The organism is Chromobacterium sp. INPA-IVC, from assembly GCF_059047085.1.
In genome coordinates this window covers 221,533-237,269 of record NZ_JBTNLS010000010.1, presented here as the reverse complement: position 1 = coordinate 237,269, position 15,737 = coordinate 221,533, and the positions used below count along the sequence as shown (strand labels likewise).

The following is a 15,737-nucleotide window of genomic DNA, read 5'->3' as shown; positions in this document are numbered from 1 at the left end:
CGGTTATTCGTTCTGTTAAAGAGCAGTGCCATCCGCTGCGTCGTCTTCACCGGAACCGTTTCGTTTCCGCTGTTTCGTTCGCTGCGTCAGCTGAGGAGGCGAACTATACGCCCGGGCCCCACATCCGTCAACACCTTTTGCGAGAAAAAATGAACTTTCTTCGGCCAGCACGCGCAAGTCGTTGATTTGCAAGAAAAGGGACTGGGAGGGATTTTCATCAAAACGCAAAACGCCGCTTGAAAGCGGCGCTTCGATAGGGTGGCGGCCTTGCTATGGCTTGGCCGCAGCCTGCGTTTCCGGCTGCAAATACGGCAAAAAGGCGTTGACCACTTCCGGCGCGTCCGGTTTGGTGCGGGTGCCGATGCTGATCACCTTGCTGGCGCCGGGCAAGACCAGATACTTGTGGAAGTTCCACATCGGCGCGTCGTCGGTGGCGGCGATCAAGTCCTTGAACACCGGCTGGGCATCCGCGCCCCTGACATGCCCCTTACCCGCCATCGGGAAGGTCACGCCGTAATTGGCCTGGCAGAACGCGCCGATCTCGCTGTTGCTGTCCAGCTCCTGCAGGAAGTCATTGCTGGGGAAACCCACCACCATCAGTCCGCGCGGACCGTACTGCTTATATAGAGACTCCAACTGGGTGAACTGCGGCGTGAAGCCGCAATGGCTGGCGGTGTTCACCACCAGCAGCGGCCGGTCGGCATATTGGCACAGGTTGATCTGCCCGCCCATCAGCCCCGGCACGGTATGGTTCAGCAAAGCGGGACAAGCAGCCAGCACGGCCTGCCCCCACAACATCAATACGACTCCCCAGCGTTTCATCGCATCCTCCTTGCCAAACCGGCAGATGGTTCGGCGCTCGCTTCATATAAGAATAGGGCAATGCGCCCATGCATTGCCCTATCGTCTCATATCGCGAAGGCTCACGCCCTCGCCCTGTCATTCCGGCTGGCTGGCGATGTCCGCTCGCACCTTGTCCATATCCAGGTCGCGCAGGCTCTGGATCAACTGTTCGAACTGGCCGGCCATCAGCGCGCCGGCCTGGTTGAACACCATCACGCCATCCTTGACCGCGATCAGCGTCGGAATGGAGCGGATATTGAAGTGGGCGGCCAGATCGCGCTCGGACTCGGTATCGATTTTGCCGAACACGATGTCACCGTGCTTTTCGGAGGCGGCTTCGAACACCGGGCCGAACATCTTGCAGGGACCACACCATGGCGCCCAGAAATCCAGGATGACCAGCCCTTCTTCCTTCATCCTGGCGTTGAAGTTGTCGGCGGTGAGGTTGATATAGGACATGGCGGCTCTCTTTCTGTGAATCGTTTGGCCCGCCAAGCGGCGGGCTGTCTCAGACCAAGATATGAGCGGGCCCATGCCATTGCAAGGCATCGCCCCGGTTGTATTTTTCAATCCGTCCGATAGTCGCTTAGCCGATGAAGGGCAATGCCAGGTACAGCTTGATCACAATGGCGTTGACGATGTCGATGAAGAAGGCCCCCACCATCGGCACCACCAGAAAAGCCAGATGCGACGGGCCGAAGCGCTCGGTAACCGCCTGCATATTGGCGATGGCGGTGGGCGTGGCGCCCAGGCCGAAACCGCAATGGCCGGCGGCCAGCACCGCCGCGTCGTAATTGCGCCCCATCACCCGGAAGGTGACGAACACCGCGTACAACGCCATCGCCAGCGTCTGCAGCAACAACAAGGAGAAGATAGGCAGCGCCAGCGCCGCCAGGTCCCACAAGCGCAGCGACATCAGCGCCAGCGCCAGAAACAGCGACAGGCTGACATTGCCCACCACCGACACCTCGCGCTCAAAAATCCGGTACCAGCCCAGCGCCGACAGGCCATTGCTGATCAACACGCCGACGAACAGCACGCAGACGAAAGTGGGTAGCTCGAACGCGGTGCCTTTCAGCAGCGAGCCGATGAAGGTGCCGCCCAGCAGACAGACAGCGATCAGAGCCAGCGTCTCGATGAAGGAATGCGGCGTGATCAGCCGCTGCGCGTCCGGCTGCTCGAAGCCGCGCGGGGGAGAGTCGGCATTGTGCTCCGCTCCCGGCGTCTTGACGCGCTTGACCAGAAAGCGCGCCACCGGCCCGCCGATCAGACCCCCCAACACCAGGCCGAAGGTGGCGCAGGCCATTGCCAGCTCGGCGGCGGAAGCCAGGCCGTACTTGTCGGCGAAGGTGCCGCTCCACGCTGCGCCGGTGCCGTGGCCGCCGGACAATGTGATGGAGCCGGCCAGCAAGCCCATCAGCGGATCCAGGCCCAGCGCGCTGGCCACCGCCACGCCCAGCGTGTTCTGCACCAGTAGCAGGCCCACCACCACGCCGAGGAAGATGCCCACCGTTTTGCCGCCCTGCTTCAAGCTGGCCAGGTTGGCGGTCAGGCCGATGGCGGCGAAGAAGGCCAGCATCAGCGGCGTTTGCAGCGATGCGTCGAAGCGCACCTCGATGCCGGAGAACTGGCGCCAAGCCAGCAAGGCGGCGGCGACCACCAGGCCGCCGGCCACCGGCTCGGGAATGTTATAGGTGCGCAGCACGCCGGTATGGGCGACCAGTTTGCGGCCCAGCAGCAGAACGAGCGAGGCTGCCACCAGCGTGCCGTAGAAATCGAGTTGGATCATCGGTAGTCCTATTGTCGTTTTCGAGCGAAAACGCGCCGCTGCGCGACGCAGACAAACCGATGAAGCAGGAAGGCATGGAGGCGCTCCACATCCCGCCGCTTGCGCGGCGAGGCGGCGCGAAGGCCGCCGGCTGGCTGGTCGGCGACTCCATGCGGAAACGCGCTACCTTATGGGAGCGGAGAAACTTCGAAAAAGTTCGCGTAAAAACTTTTTACAATCAATCAGATGCCGGCTCAGGCGCGGCTGATCCGCCAGCACTGGTGGATTTTGCGATTGCGGAAGTCTTCCGGCACCGACTGCCGGCTGACATCCTGGATCTGGTAATCCTGGCTTAAACGATCGTCGAGCTGGAAAGTGCGCAGATTGTTGGAGAAGTACAGCCAGCCGCCCGGCGCCAGCAGCGCCATCGCGTAGTCGATCAGCCAGACATGGTCGCGCTGCACGTCCAGGATGTCGCGCATCTTCTTGGAATTGGAGAAGGTGGGCGGATCCATCACGATCAGGTCGAACCGCTTGCCCGCGTCCACCGCTTCTTCCAGATATTGGAACACATCGGCGCGCACCAGTTTGTGCTTGCCGAGATCCAGCCCGTTCAGCTCGAAGTTTCGGCGCGACCAGTCCTGGTAGGTATTGGACATGTCCACCGTCTCCGAGGAAACCGCGCCGCCGGCGCCGGCATAGACAGTGAAGCTGCCGGTATAGGCGAACAGATTGAGAAAACGCTTGCCGGCGGCCTCTTCGCGCACCCGCTTGCGGGTGTTGCGGTGGTCGAGAAACAGGCCGGTGTCCAGATACTGGTCCAGATTGACGACAAAGCGCTGGCCGAATTCCTCGACGATAAAGTCCTCGCCCTCCGCGCCCACTTTCTCGTACTGGCTGACGCCCTTCTGCCGGCGGCGGTTCTTCAGCGTGACCGCGGCGGCCGGAATCCCGGTCACCTGCGCGATGGCCGCCACCACCGCGTCTATCCACGCGCGGTACTCGTCGTCGCCCATCTCCCAGCCGGTGTCGTACTCCTGCAGATGAACCCGCGAACCATAAATGTCCAGCGCGAACGGGAACTGCGGCACATCCTTGTCGTAGACGCGCCAGGCGTCCAGCCCCTGCCGGCGCGCCCACTTGGCGTAATACTTGTAGTTCTTGGCCAGACGGTTGGTGAAGGCGCTGACGTCCTGCATGGCGTATCCTCGATTGCTGCAAAACAAACGCGCCAGCCTAGGCTGGCGCGACACGGTGTTCAAACCGGCATTATAAGGCGCTATTGCTCGGAGTACATCGACAGCATCTTGAGATAGACCGGCTCCGGCAGGTACTGGCGAATCACGCTCTCCCAGCCGCGGGGGCCGATCAGGCCCTTGACCATCGTCGACGACACCTCGGCGTATTCGCGCGGCGGCAGCAGGAACAGCGTGGTGATGTCCGGGTGCAGATCGGAATTGATGTAGCGCATCGTGCGCTCGTACTCGTAGTCGCTGGCGGTGCGGATGCCGCGCACGATGTAGTTGGCGCCGACGCTCTGCGCGTAATTCACCAGGAACTGATTTTCGAATACCTCGACCCGCAGCTTGCTGAAGCCCGTGGTCACTTCGCGCAGCAGCGCGACCCTTTCCTCGGCGCTGAAGGTGCAGTGCTTGTCCGGATTCACGCCCACGGCAACGATCAGTTCGTCGAACAGCTCCACCGCCTCGCGTATCATCCACAAGTGGCCGTTGGTGACCGGATCAAAGCTGCCGGCATAGACGGCTCGTTTCAATTGACGTTTCCCTTTGGCTTTGATTGTGTTTTCCATGACGAATGTATCTTGCGTTGTGAGGGGTGGTAAAGATTTTTTTGTGCAGCGCGGCAAAATAACGCCGCGCCGCGCAGACTGTCAAGAAACGGTCACAACTGACAGTTGATCATCCAGTTGACGCCGAATTTATCACTAAAGCAGCCAAAAAGCGCGTTCCAGAACGTCCTGTGCAGCGGCAGCGTCACCTGGCCGCCCTGGCTCAGCGCGGCGAAAACCTTCTCCGCCGCCGCGGTATCGCCGTCCAGGTTGATCGACAGCGAAATTTGCTGACTGGGCGACGCTGGCCGATCGGTATCCGAAATCATCAGCGCGTTGGCGCCGAACACCAGCCGCGCATGCATGATCCAGTTCGGATTGATGTCGCCCATGGACGGCACGTCCTTGGGTGCGTCGGCGTATCGCATCAGGATGGCGATTTCGCCGTTCAAGGCCTCGCGGTAGAAGTTCAGCGCCGCCTCGGCGCGGCCGTCGTTGAAACTCAGATACGGATACACATGCATGGCAAGCCTCCGTCCAGTGATGGGAAGGCCAGTGTACGCCGGGCCTGGATGGCAATGAAACGAAAAAGGCCCGCAGCGAATATCGCCGCGGGCCCGCGATGCCGATTTGGTCTCAGCCGTTGATCTCTTCCGCACGGTGGCAGGCCACCATGCGCTGATCGAGCTCGCGTAGTTGCGGCACCTCCGCCTTGCAACGCTCGTTGGCGTACGGGCAGCGCTTGTGGAAGGCGCAGCCGGACGGCGGATTCAGCGGACTGGGCAGCTCGCCCTCGATCTTGATCTTGACGCGGCGGTCTTCCGGATGGATGGACGGCGTCGCCGACAACAGCGCCTGGGTGTACGGGTGCAGCGGCCGTTCGTAGACGCGGTCCTTGGCGCCCACTTCCACCGCGCGGCCCAGATACATCACCATCAGCTCGTCGGCGACATGCTCCACCACCGCCAGATTGTGCGAAATGAACACATAGGCGGTGTTGAACTCCTCCTGCAGATCCATGAACAGGTTCAGCACCTGCGCCTGGATCGACACGTCCAGCGCCGAGGTCGGCTCATCGGCCACCACGATCTTGGGGTTCAGCATCATCGCGCGGGCGATGGCGATCCGCTGGCGCTGGCCGCCGGAGAACATGTGCGGATAGCGGAAATAGTGCTCCGGGCGCAGGCCGACGCGGGCCATCATGCCCCTCACCTTCTCTTCCCGCTCCTTCGCCGACAGATTGGTATTGATCAGCAGCGGCTCGGACAGCTGGTCGCCTATCTTCTGGCGCGGGTTCAAGGAGCCGTACGGGTTCTGGAACACCATCTGCACCTTGCGCCGCATCGCCTTCAGCTCCGCGCCGCTGGCCTTGGCCGCATCCTGGCCGTCCAGGATCAGCGAGCCGGAGGTCGGCTGCTCGATCAGGGTCAGCTGGCGCGCCAGCGTGCTCTTGCCGCAGCCGGATTCGCCCACCACCGCCAGCGTGCGGCCGGCCTCCAGCTCGAACGACACCCCGGCCAGCGCCTTCACCTGCGCCTTGGGCTTGAACATGCCCTGCGCCACATCATAGTAACGGGTCAGATCTCCCGCCTGCAAAACCTTAGCCATGCTGCTTCTCCTTGGCCAGCAACGGGTAGTGGCAACGCACCGCGCCATGTTCGTGGGCGGTCAATCCGGGCCGCTGGCCGCGGCAATTGTCCTGCGCGTACGGGCAGCGCGGCGACAACAGACAGCCGCTGGGCCGGTCGTACTGGCCGGGCACGATGCCGGGCAGCGTCGCCAGCCGGCGCGCGCCCTTGCTGTGCTCGGGAATGGACGACAACAGCGCCTCGGTGTACGGGTGGGCCGGATGACGGAAGATCTCCGGCACCGTGCCCATCTCGGCCACCTGGCCGGCGTACATCACCACCAGCCGCTGCGCGACCTCGGCCACCACGGCCAGATCGTGGGTGATCAGGATCAGCGCCATGTTCTGGCTCTTCTGCAAAGACACCAGCAGTTCCATGATCTGGGCTTGAATGGTCACGTCGAGCGCGGTGGTCGGCTCGTCGGCGATCAACAGCTTGGGATTGCAGGCGATGGCCATGGCGATGGCGACGCGCTGGCTCATGCCGCCGGAGAGCTGGTGCGGATAGGCGGAGAGCCGCGACTCGGCGGCCGGAATCTCCACCAGCTGCATCAGCTCCAGCGCGCGCGCCTTCAACGCCGCGCCGCGCAGGCCCTGATGCACCTTCAGCACTTCCATGATCTGGTAGCCGACGGTGTAGCTGGGGTTCAGCGCCGTCATCGGGTCCTGGAAGATCATCGAGATGTCCTTGCCGACGATCTTGCGGCGGCCGCGCGCCGAGATGCTCAGCAGGTCCTTGCCGTCGAAGCTCAGTTCGTCGGCGACGATGCGGCCCTGCCCTTCCAGCAGGCCCATCATCGCCATCATGGTCACCGACTTGCCGGAGCCGGACTCGCCGACGATGCCGACGATCTCGCCCTGGGCGACATTCAGCTCCAACCCTTCCACCGCGCGGAACGGGTTCTTCTCCGATCCGAATTCCACGGACAGGTTTTTGATTTGCAACAGACTCATGTTCTTGTCCTCAGGCGGCGCGCTTCAGCTTCGGGTCCAGCGCGTCGCGCAGGCCGTCGCCCATCAGGTTGATCGCCAGCACCGACAGCAGGATGGTCAGGCCCGGCAGGGTCACCACCCACCAGGCGCTCTCGATGTAGTCGCGGGCCGAGGCCAGCATGGTGCCCCACTCGGCGGTCGGCGGCTGCACGCCCAGGCCCAGGAAGCCCAGCGCGGCGATTTCGAGGATGGCGGAGGAGAAGCTCATGGTGGCGTGCACGATCAGCGGGGCCATGCAGTTGGGCAGCACGGTGACGAACATCAGGCGGCCGAGACCGGCGCCGGCGACGCGGGACGCCACCACGTAGTCGCGGTTCAGCTCGGTCATCGCCGAGGCGCGCGTCAGCCGCACATAGGCCGGCAGCGACACCGTGGCGATGGCGATCATCGCGTTGGTCAGGCCCGGCCCGAGGATGGCCATGATGGCCACCGCCAGCAGCAAGGACGGCAGCGCCATCATGATGTCCATCAGACGCATGATGGAAGCGCCCAGCGCCTTGGGAAAGAAAGCGGCCAACAGGCCCAGGATCACGCCCGGCACCAGCGCCATCAACACCGACATCAGGCCGATGAACAGCGACAGCCGCGCGCCGTAGATCAGGCGCGACAGGATGTCGCGGCCCAGCTCGTCGGTGCCGAACAGGAACTTGACGCTGCCGGCGGCTTCCCAGGCCGGCGGCGTCAGCATGTGGTCGCGGTACTGCTCGATCGGGCTGTACGGCGCGATCAGCGGCGCGAACAGCGCACAGGCGACGATGAACAGCACGAAAACGAGGCCGGCGACCGCGCCCTTGTTGTGGGAAAAGCCCTGCCAGAACTCCTTCAGCGGAGACGGATAGGACAGCGCCAGGTCGGCCGTCTGCGCGGCCGCGGTTTGATTGGTTTGGCTCATGTTGCGTCCCTGCTTACTTGGCGTGACGGATGCGCGGATTGGCGATGCCGTACAGGATGTCGACGACGAAGTTGGTGACGATCACCAACGTGGCCACCATCAGGATGCCGTTCTGCACCACCGGGTAGTCGCGGCGGGCGATGGCGTCGATCAGCCATTTGCCGATGCCGGGCCAGGAGAAGATGGTCTCGGTCAGCACCGCGCCGCCCATCAGCGTGCCCACTTGCAGGCCGATCACGGTCAGCACCGGGATCAGCGCGTTGCGCAGGGTGTGGATGAAGATCACGCGCGCCGGCGAAAGGCCCTTGGCGCGCGCGGTGCGGACGTAGTCCTCGCGCAGCACTTCCAGCATCGACGAACGGGTCATCCGCGCGATCACCGCCAGCGGGATGGTGCCCAGCACGATGGACGGCAGGATCAGGTGCGACAGCGCGCTCTTGAACGCGCCGGCGTTGCCCTCGGGATCGGCCGCCTCGGCCAGCCAGCTGTCGATCAGCATGAAGCCGGTCTTGGGGTGGATGTCGAACATCAGGTCCATACGGCCGGACACCGGCGTCCAGCCCAGCTTGACCGAGAAGAACATGATCAGGATCAGGCCCCACCAGAAGATGGGCATCGAGAAGCCGGTCAGCGAAATGCCCATCACGCCGTGGTCGAAGATCGAGCCGCGCTTGATGGCGGCCAGCACGCCGGCCAGCAGCCCCCACACCATGGCGAACAACAGCGCGGACAGCGCCAGTTCCAGCGTGGCGGGGAACAGGGTCTTGAACTCGGTCCAGACGCTGGTCTTGGTGACCAGCGACTCGCCGAGGTTGCCGTGCAGCAGATTGACGACGTAGTCGAAGTACTGGGCGTACAGCGGCTTGTCCAATCCCAGCCGGTGCAGCGCTTCGGCATGCATCTGGGGATCGAGCGTGCGTTCGCCCACCATCACTTCCACCGGGTCGCCGGGGATCAGGCGGATCAGCGCGAAAGTCAGCAGCGTGATGCCGAAGAAGGTGGGCACCAACAGGCCCAGCCTCCGCAGGATGAATGAAAACATGGAAACCTCTCCCGGACGCGCGCATGGCGCGGCGTCCTCAGACCTAGACATCGCGTGCAAGGAATCCGTACAGGAAAGGTAGAAACGCAAGACGCGCCGAGAAGGCGCGAAAGAGAGAACCGGGTGCCGGACAGCAGACTGGCAACTAAACCACCCACCAGCATTAGCTGCATCCACTGTCGCGGCAGGAGAGACAATACCAGCGCGCTGTCCCATCCCGCTTGACGCAGGTCAAACCGCCGTCACCGCCGGCCGACCGTCGTCCCATCTCTAACCATTTTCCTGTGCAGACACTGCCATGCCGCCGCGGCCGCCCTCTCTGCCGGAGGACTGGATGCGGCGGCACTTACGCCAGGCGGACGGAGCTTGCGCCCCGCCGCCGATTACGGTTACGCCTTGTTTGAAACCAGGCTTACTTGACGCTGACGCCGTAGAAGGAGTTCAGGCCGAACGGGCTGACCTTGAAGCCCTGCACCGACTTCAGCATCGGCTGATTGACGGTGGAGTGGGCGATGGTGGTCATCGGCACTTGCTGCTTCACGATCTCCTGCGCCTTCATGTACAGCTTGGTACGCTCGGCGACGTTGGAAGTGGCCTTGCCCTTCTGGATCAGGTCTTCGAACGGCTTGTAGCAGAACTTGGAGAAGTTGTTGCCGTTCATCGCGTCGCAGCCGAACAGCACACCCAGCCAGTTGTCCGGATCGCCGTTGTCGCCGGTCCAGCCGATCAGCATCGAGTCGTGCTCGCCGGCCTTGGCGCGCTTCAGGTACTCGCCCCACTCATAGGAGGTGATCTTGGCCTTGACGCCGATCTTGGCCCAGTCGGCCTGCACCATTTCCGCCATCAGCTTGGCGTTGGGGTTGTACGGACGCTGAACCGGCATCGCCCACAGCGAGATGTCGAAGCCGTTCGGGTAACCGGCCTTGGCCAGCAGCGCCTTGGCCTTGGCCACGTCGTACGGCGCGTCCTTCAGGCTCTTGTTGTACGACCACTGGGTCGGCGGCATCGGGTTGGTCGCGGCCTGGCCGGCGCCCTGGTATACCGCCTGCAGGATGGCCTTCTTATTGATGGCCATGTCCAGCGCCTCGCGCACTTCCAGCTTGTCCAGCGGCTTGTGCTTGACGTTGTAGGCCAGGTAGCCAAGGTTGAAGCCGGCCTGGGACATCACGCTCATCTTCGGATCGGCCTTCATCGCGGCGATGTCGGTCGGACGCGGATAGGTGGTGATCTGGCACTCGCCGGCCTTCAGCTTCTGGTAGCGCACCGACGGGTCGGTGGTGATCGCGAACACCAGGTTGTCCACCTTCGGGCCGTCAGCCTTGTTCCAGTAGTCCTTGTTGGCGGCGAAGCGGATCTGCGCGTCCTTCTGGTAGCGCTTGAATACGAACGGGCCGGTGCCCACCGGTTGCTGGTTGATCAGCTGCGGCTTGCCGTCCTTCAGCAGCTTGTCCGCGTATTCGGCGGACTGGATGGAGGCGAAGCTCATCGCCAGGTTCTGCAGGAAGGCGGCATCCACCTTCTTCAGCGAGAACTTGATGGTGTACGGGTCAACTTTCTCCACCTTGACGATGTTGGCGTCCATGCCCATGTCGGTGAAGTAAGGGAATTCGGTCGGATAAGCCTTGCGGAACGCGTTGCCCTTGTTGAGCATGCGGTCGAAGGTGAAGGCCACGTCGTCGGCGTTGAATTCGCGGGTCGGCTTGAAGTAGTCGGTGGTCTGGAACTTCACGCCCTTGCGCAGATGGAAGGTGTAGGACAGTCCATCCGAAGACACATCCCATTTCTCGGCCAGGCCCGGGATCACCTTGGTGCCGCCGCGCTGGAATTGCACCAGGCGGTTGAACACGGTTTCGGCCGAGGCGTCAAAGTCGGTGCCGGAGGTGTACTGGCCCGGGTCGAAACCCGCCGGGCTGCCCTCGGAACAAAACACCAATGTCCCGGCGGCCTGAGATGCCACGGAAGCCCCAGCAATCGCGCCAGCAAGCAGCAACTTCTTGAAAGTTTGCATAATGTTTCCCTTCCTTTGTACAGACTAATTAGTCTTTTCTGATATTCAACCTGAGCATGTTTAGGTCTCGGCTGGTGGGGGATACATTATTCACAGAGGGCGCTTTTGACAAGCGCCCTCTGACTTTTCATGCGCGATCCGGCTATGACAATTCGTAAACGGAAAGTTAACTACACGCGGCGCAATATGACGGAGCCCACGGAATAGCCGGCTCCGAACGAGGAAATGACGCCAACATCGCCAGCATTCAAATCATGCGAATGAAGATGGAAAGCGATGATGGAACCGGCGGAACTGGTGTTGGCGTAACGGTCCAGAATCACCGGCGCCTCCACCGTATCGGCCTCCCGGCCCAGCACGCGGCGGGCGATCAGCTGGTTCATCGCCAGGTTGGCCTGGTGCAGCCAGAAGCGCCGCACGCCCTCCGGCGCGATGTCCAGGCTGCCCAAATGGGTGACGATGTGCTCGCCCACCATCGGACATACCTCTTTGAACACCTTGCGCCCCTGCTGCACGAACAGCTTGTCGGACTGGCCGACGCCGGACTCGTCGCAACGGTTCAGGAAGCCGAAATTGTTGCGGATATTGTTGGAGAACACTGTGGCCAGCTTGCAGCCCAGCACCTCGAAGCGATGCTCAGAAATGGCCGCGTCGGCGCGCTCCAGCACCACCGCGGTGCAGGCGTCGCCGAAGATGAAGTGGCTGTCGCGGTCGCGAAAGTTCAGGTGGGCGGAACAGATTTCCGGGTTCACCATCAGCACCGCGCGCGCCTGGCCGGCGGCCACGGCGTTGACCGCGGTCTGGATGCCAAACGTCGCCGACGAGCAGGCCACGTTCATGTCGAAGGCGTAGCCATCGATTCCCAACGCCTGCTGCACTTCGATCGCCATTGCCGGATAGGGGCGCTGCATATTGGAGCAGGCGACGATCACCATGTCGATGTCGGCGGCGGCGCGGCCGGCGGCCTCCAGCGCCTGCCTGGCGGCCGCCACGGCCATCTCCGCCTGCACTGACAACTCGTCGTTGCCGCGCTCGGGCAGATGGGGCGTCATTCTCGCCGGATCCAGCACGCCGTCCTTATCCATCAGAAAGCGCTGCTTGATGCCGGAAGCCTTTTCGATGAATTCGGCGCTGGACTCGGCCAGTGGCTCTATTTCGCCGGCAGCGATTTCGGCCGCGCGGGCCTCGTTGCGTCCGCGCACATAGGCATTGAACGCCTCCACCAGTTCGGCGTTGCCGACCGCGTGGGGAGGGGTGAACAAGCCCGTCCCGCTGATAACAACCTTATGCATCTTTTTATGTCCTCATCCCAGTGAACAGGAACGAAAGCATGGCGGCGAACCCGGCCTTCCTCGGCCCGGCCGGTTGCGCCCGCCGCCACTCGGCGCCCTTGCGGGCGATCTCGCGAAAATATTGCAGCGATTTTACACAGCCCCCGACGCGGAGGTGTAAGAAATCCATAGCCTTTAATGGCTTAAACCAAGTAAAATGCTCAACTTTGCGACTTCCGGCGCTAGCTTGCCTCGCCAAATACTTGACTATTTTAGTCGGATATTAGGTATAATCTGAGGCAGAACCACCACCCACCGGAACTGAACATCATGCGCCTTACCACCAAAGGACGTTTTGCCGTCACCGCGATGCTCGATCTCGCGATGCGCGAGGGAGGCGGACCGGTCACCCTGGCCGGCATCAGCGAGCGCCAAAGCATCTCGCTGTCTTACCTGGAGCAGCTGTTCGGCAAGCTCAGACGCGCCGAGCTGGTAGACAGCGTGCGCGGTCCCGGCGGCGGCTACACGCTGGCCAAACAAATCTGCGACATCTCCGTGGCCGACATCATCGTCGCCGTGGACGAGCCGGTGGACGCCACCCAGTGCGGCGGGCGCGAGAACTGCCGCGGCAGCCAGCGCTGCATGACCCACGACTTGTGGACCAACCTCAACGTCACCATTTTCGATTACCTCTCCAAGGTAAGCCTCGCCAGCCTGGTGGAAGAGCAACACACCAAAGAGCAGCAAACCAAGGAGAGCAGCGTCGTGCAGGACAAGCGCGACAGCTGTAGCAGCTCCCGTGCAGCTGCCAGCAGCGCCCTGTGAGCGCATGAAAAATCTTGCGGAGATTAAATAAATGAGCCAGCCCAAGCTACCGATCTATCTGGATTACTCGGCCACCACCCCGGTGGACCCGCGCGTCGCCGAAAAGATGATTCCCTATCTGACCGGCAAGTTCGGCAACCCCGCCTCGCGCAGCCACAGCTTCGGCTGGGAAGCCGAGGAAGCCGTCGAGAACGCGCGCGCCGAAGTGGCCAAGCTGATCGGTGCCGATTCGAAGGAAATCGTCTGGACCTCCGGCGCCACCGAGTCCGACAACCTGGCGATCAAGGGCGCAGCCCAGTTCTACAAGAGCAAGGGCAAGCACATCATCACCGTCAAGACCGAGCACAAGGCGGTGCTGGACACCTGTCGCGAGCTGGAGCGCGTCGGCTTCGAAGTCACCTATATGGACGTGCAGGAAAACGGCCTGCTCGACATCGACGCCTTCAAGGCCGCCATTCGTCCCGACACCATCGTGGTGTCCGTGATGTACGTGAACAATGAAATCGGCGTCATCCAAGACATCCCGCAGATCGGCGAGATCTGCCGCGAGAAGGGCATCATCTTCCACGTCGACGCCACCCAGGCGCCGGGCAAGGTCAAGATCGACCTGAACACCCTGAAAGTGGACCTGATGAGCCTGTCCGCGCACAAGGCCTACGGCCCGAAGGGCATCGGCGCGCTGTACGTGCGCCGCAAGCCGCGCGTGCGCCTTGAGGCGCAGATGCACGGCGGCGGCCACGAGCGCGGCTTCCGCTCCGGCACCCTGGCCACCCACCAGATCGTCGGCATGGGCGAAGCCTTCCGCATCGCCCGCGAGGAGATGGACAGCGAAAGCGAGCGCATCCGCATGCTGCGCGACCGCCTGTGGCACGGCATCCAGGACATGGAAGAGGTATACATCAACGGCGACGCCGACCAGCGCGTGCCGCACAACCTCAACGTCAGCTTCAATTTCGTCGAGGGCGAGAGCCTGATCATGGCCATCAAGGACCTGGCCGTGTCCAGCGGCTCCGCCTGCACCTCCGCCTCGCTGGAGCCGTCCTACGTGCTGCGCGCGCTGGGCCGCAACGACGAAATGGCCCACAGCTCGATCCGCTTCACGCTGGGCCGCTTCACCACCGAGGAAGAGATCGACTTCGCGATCGCCTTGCTGAAGTCCAAGATCGGCAAGCTGCGCGAGCTGTCCCCGCTGTGGGAGATGTACAAGGACGGCGTGGATCTGAACAGCGTTCAATGGGCGGCCCACTGAGCCGATAACAGATTACCGGCCGCGGAAACTTCTGAAGAAGCCGCGGCCCGCAGGAGAAAAGACATGGCATACAGCGAAAAAGTGTTGGACCACTACGAAAATCCGCGCAACGTCGGCTCGTTCGACAAGGGCGACGACAGCATCGGCACCGGCATGGTCGGCGCGCCTGCCTGTGGCGACGTGATGAAGCTGCAGATCAAGGTGGGCGCGGACGGCGTGATCGAAGACGCCAAGTTCAAGACCTACGGCTGCGGCTCCGCCATCGCCTCCTCGTCGCTGGTGACCGAGTGGGTGAAGGGCAAGTCGCTGGACGAGGCGCTGTCGATCAAGAACACCGCCATCGCCGAAGAACTGGCGCTGCCGCCGGTGAAAATCCACTGCTCCATCCTGGCCGAAGACGCGATCAAGGCCGCGGTGGAAGACTACAAGCAGAAACACGGCAAGTAAGCGGAGGCGACAGATGGCACTCACTCTTTCCGAACGCGCCGCCGAGCACGTCGGCGCCTTCCTCGCCAAGCGCGGCAAGGGCCTGGGCGTGCGTCTGGGCGTCAAGACCTCCGGCTGCTCCGGCATGGCCTACAAGCTGGAGTTCGTCGATGTCGAGAACGGCGAAGACGTCCGCTTCGAAAGCTACGGCGTGGCCATCTATACCGACGCCAAGAGCCTGGCCTACCTCGATGGCACCGAGCTGGACTATGTGAAGGAAGGTCTGAACGAGGGGTTCCGCTTCAACAACCCCAACGTCAAGAACGAGTGCGGCTGCGGCGAGAGCTTCAACGTCTGACCCGCCGCCGCCCCGGGGCGGAGCGTTGACGCGCAAGCGCTGATGCTCCGCCTTCGTTATTTCAGTCCCTATGCCTTGGTCCGGACGCATCGATGAACCACGATTTCAACCAGGATTTCTTCAGCCTGTTCGGCCTGCCGCGCCGCTTCGCGATTGATGCGGCCGGCCTGGACGCCGCCTGGCGCGCGGCCGCCGCCCAGGTCCATCCCGACCGCTACGCCGCCAGCTCCGACGCCGAAAAGCGCAGCGCGCTGATGCTGGCCACCCGGGTCAATGAAGCCTATCAGACGCTGAAGTCGCCGCTGAACCGCGCCCGCTACCTGCTGCAGCTGTCCGGCGTGGATACCCAGGAAGAGAACAATACCCGGATGCCGGGCGACTTCCTGATGGCGCAGATGGAATGGCGCGAGAGCATAGACGACGCCCGCGCCGACGTGGACGCGCTGGAGTCGCTGTCGCGCCGCCTGCGCGCCGAGGTCAAGGACCTGCAAGCCGAGCTGGAAGCCGCGCTCGACGCCCGCGCCGACTTGGACGCCGCCGCCGTCCTGGTGAGAAAATTGCGCTTCATGGAAAAGCTGGACCAGGAGATCGGCGACGCCATCGGAAACCTGCTGGACTGAGTCCCGCGCGCCGCCGCTCCCGAGCA

At 62.9% G+C, this 15,737-nt stretch carries 18 protein-coding genes; 6 read left to right on the top strand and 12 right to left on the bottom strand.

Going from position 1 to position 15,737, the window contains the following annotated elements; all coding sequences use genetic code 11:
* Positions 1 to 185: hypothetical protein (locus ACX17K_RS19905; RefSeq protein ID WP_493776119.1), on the top strand; the 185-nt coding region annotated here is incomplete at its 5' end.
* Positions 186 to 270: 85 nt separating this feature from the next.
* On the opposite strand, the gene ACX17K_RS19900 is transcribed toward ACX17K_RS19905, so the two are convergent.
* The 12 genes from ACX17K_RS19900 to ACX17K_RS19845 all read right to left on the bottom strand — a co-directional run bounded on the left by ACX17K_RS19900 (position 271) and on the right by ACX17K_RS19845 (position 12,254).
* The gene (locus ACX17K_RS19900; protein WP_493776118.1) at positions 271 to 822 is read right to left on the bottom strand and encodes a glutathione peroxidase; all 552 of its coding nucleotides are present in this window, start codon (positions 820 to 822) and stop codon (positions 271 to 273) included.
* A 117-nt stretch (positions 823 to 939) separates the two neighbouring features.
* Positions 940 to 1,302: a thioredoxin gene (trxA, locus tag ACX17K_RS19895; RefSeq protein ID WP_493776117.1), complete on the bottom strand. Its 363-nt coding sequence runs from the start codon at positions 1,300 to 1,302 to the stop codon at positions 940 to 942.
* A 127-nt stretch (positions 1,303 to 1,429) separates the two neighbouring features.
* On the bottom strand, positions 1,430 to 2,632 hold the full coding sequence (gltS, locus tag ACX17K_RS19890; RefSeq protein ID WP_231163344.1) for a sodium/glutamate symporter: 1,203 nt from the start codon (positions 2,630 to 2,632) through the stop codon (positions 1,430 to 1,432).
* Between the two features lie 233 nt (positions 2,633 to 2,865).
* On the bottom strand, positions 2,866 to 3,810 hold the full coding sequence (locus tag ACX17K_RS19885; RefSeq protein ID WP_493776116.1) for a class I SAM-dependent methyltransferase: 945 nt from the start codon (positions 3,808 to 3,810) through the stop codon (positions 2,866 to 2,868).
* A gap of 80 nt (positions 3,811 to 3,890) precedes the next feature.
* Positions 3,891 to 4,421 (bottom strand): pantetheine-phosphate adenylyltransferase, encoded by a 531-nt coding sequence (coaD, locus tag ACX17K_RS19880; RefSeq protein WP_043149269.1) that lies wholly within the window; start codon positions 4,419 to 4,421, stop codon positions 3,891 to 3,893.
* A gap of 92 nt (positions 4,422 to 4,513) precedes the next feature.
* Positions 4,514 to 4,924 (bottom strand): VOC family protein, encoded by a 411-nt coding sequence (locus ACX17K_RS19875; RefSeq protein WP_493776115.1) that lies wholly within the window; start codon positions 4,922 to 4,924, stop codon positions 4,514 to 4,516.
* Positions 4,925 to 5,036: 112 nt separating this feature from the next.
* A complete protein-coding gene (locus tag ACX17K_RS19870; RefSeq protein ID WP_493776114.1) occupies positions 5,037 to 6,008 on the bottom strand; it encodes a peptide ABC transporter ATP-binding protein in 972 nt (323 codons plus the stop codon).
* A complete protein-coding gene (locus tag ACX17K_RS19865; protein WP_231153186.1) occupies positions 6,001 to 6,981 on the bottom strand; it encodes an ABC transporter ATP-binding protein in 981 nt (326 codons plus the stop codon). Before ACX17K_RS19865 ends, ACX17K_RS19870 begins: the two co-directional genes overlap by 8 nt.
* A 10-nt stretch (positions 6,982 to 6,991) precedes the next feature.
* Entirely contained in the window at positions 6,992 to 7,912 is a 921-nt protein-coding gene (locus ACX17K_RS19860; RefSeq protein WP_021478306.1) for an ABC transporter permease subunit, read from the bottom strand.
* 13 nt (positions 7,913 to 7,925) lie between these two features.
* Positions 7,926 to 8,954 carry an ABC transporter permease subunit gene (locus tag ACX17K_RS19855; RefSeq protein WP_021478305.1) on the bottom strand — a complete coding sequence of 343 codons (1,029 nt, stop codon included), beginning with the start codon at positions 8,952 to 8,954 and terminating at the stop codon, positions 7,926 to 7,928.
* A gap of 412 nt (positions 8,955 to 9,366) precedes the next feature.
* Positions 9,367 to 10,962 carry an ABC transporter substrate-binding protein gene (locus ACX17K_RS19850; RefSeq protein WP_231153185.1) on the bottom strand — a complete coding sequence of 532 codons (1,596 nt, stop codon included), beginning with the start codon at positions 10,960 to 10,962 and terminating at the stop codon, positions 9,367 to 9,369.
* Positions 10,963 to 11,132: 170 nt separating this feature from the next.
* A complete protein-coding gene (locus ACX17K_RS19845; RefSeq protein ID WP_493776113.1) occupies positions 11,133 to 12,254 on the bottom strand; it encodes a beta-ketoacyl-ACP synthase III in 1,122 nt (373 codons plus the stop codon).
* Positions 12,255 to 12,563: 309 nt separating this feature from the next.
* Between ACX17K_RS19845 and iscR the strand changes: the two genes are divergently transcribed.
* From iscR to hscB, 5 genes are all read left to right on the top strand, one after another.
* Positions 12,564 to 13,058 carry a Fe-S cluster assembly transcriptional regulator IscR gene (iscR, locus tag ACX17K_RS19840; protein WP_046155338.1) on the top strand — a complete coding sequence of 165 codons (495 nt, stop codon included), beginning with the start codon at positions 12,564 to 12,566 and terminating at the stop codon, positions 13,056 to 13,058.
* 31 nt (positions 13,059 to 13,089) lie between these two features.
* Entirely contained in the window at positions 13,090 to 14,307 is a 1,218-nt protein-coding gene (locus ACX17K_RS19835; RefSeq protein WP_343481294.1) for an IscS subfamily cysteine desulfurase, read from the top strand.
* Positions 14,308 to 14,370: 63 nt separating this feature from the next.
* Positions 14,371 to 14,754: a Fe-S cluster assembly scaffold IscU gene (gene iscU / locus ACX17K_RS19830; protein WP_043628269.1), complete on the top strand. Its 384-nt coding sequence runs from the start codon at positions 14,371 to 14,373 to the stop codon at positions 14,752 to 14,754.
* A 13-nt stretch (positions 14,755 to 14,767) separates the two neighbouring features.
* Positions 14,768 to 15,091 carry an iron-sulfur cluster assembly protein IscA gene (gene iscA / locus ACX17K_RS19825; protein WP_021478298.1) on the top strand — a complete coding sequence of 108 codons (324 nt, stop codon included), beginning with the start codon at positions 14,768 to 14,770 and terminating at the stop codon, positions 15,089 to 15,091.
* A gap of 92 nt (positions 15,092 to 15,183) precedes the next feature.
* Positions 15,184 to 15,711, top strand: coding sequence for a Fe-S protein assembly co-chaperone HscB (gene hscB / locus ACX17K_RS19820; protein ID WP_343481293.1), 528 nt, complete (start codon positions 15,184 to 15,186; stop codon positions 15,709 to 15,711).
* The last annotated feature ends 26 nt before the right edge of the window (positions 15,712 to 15,737 follow it).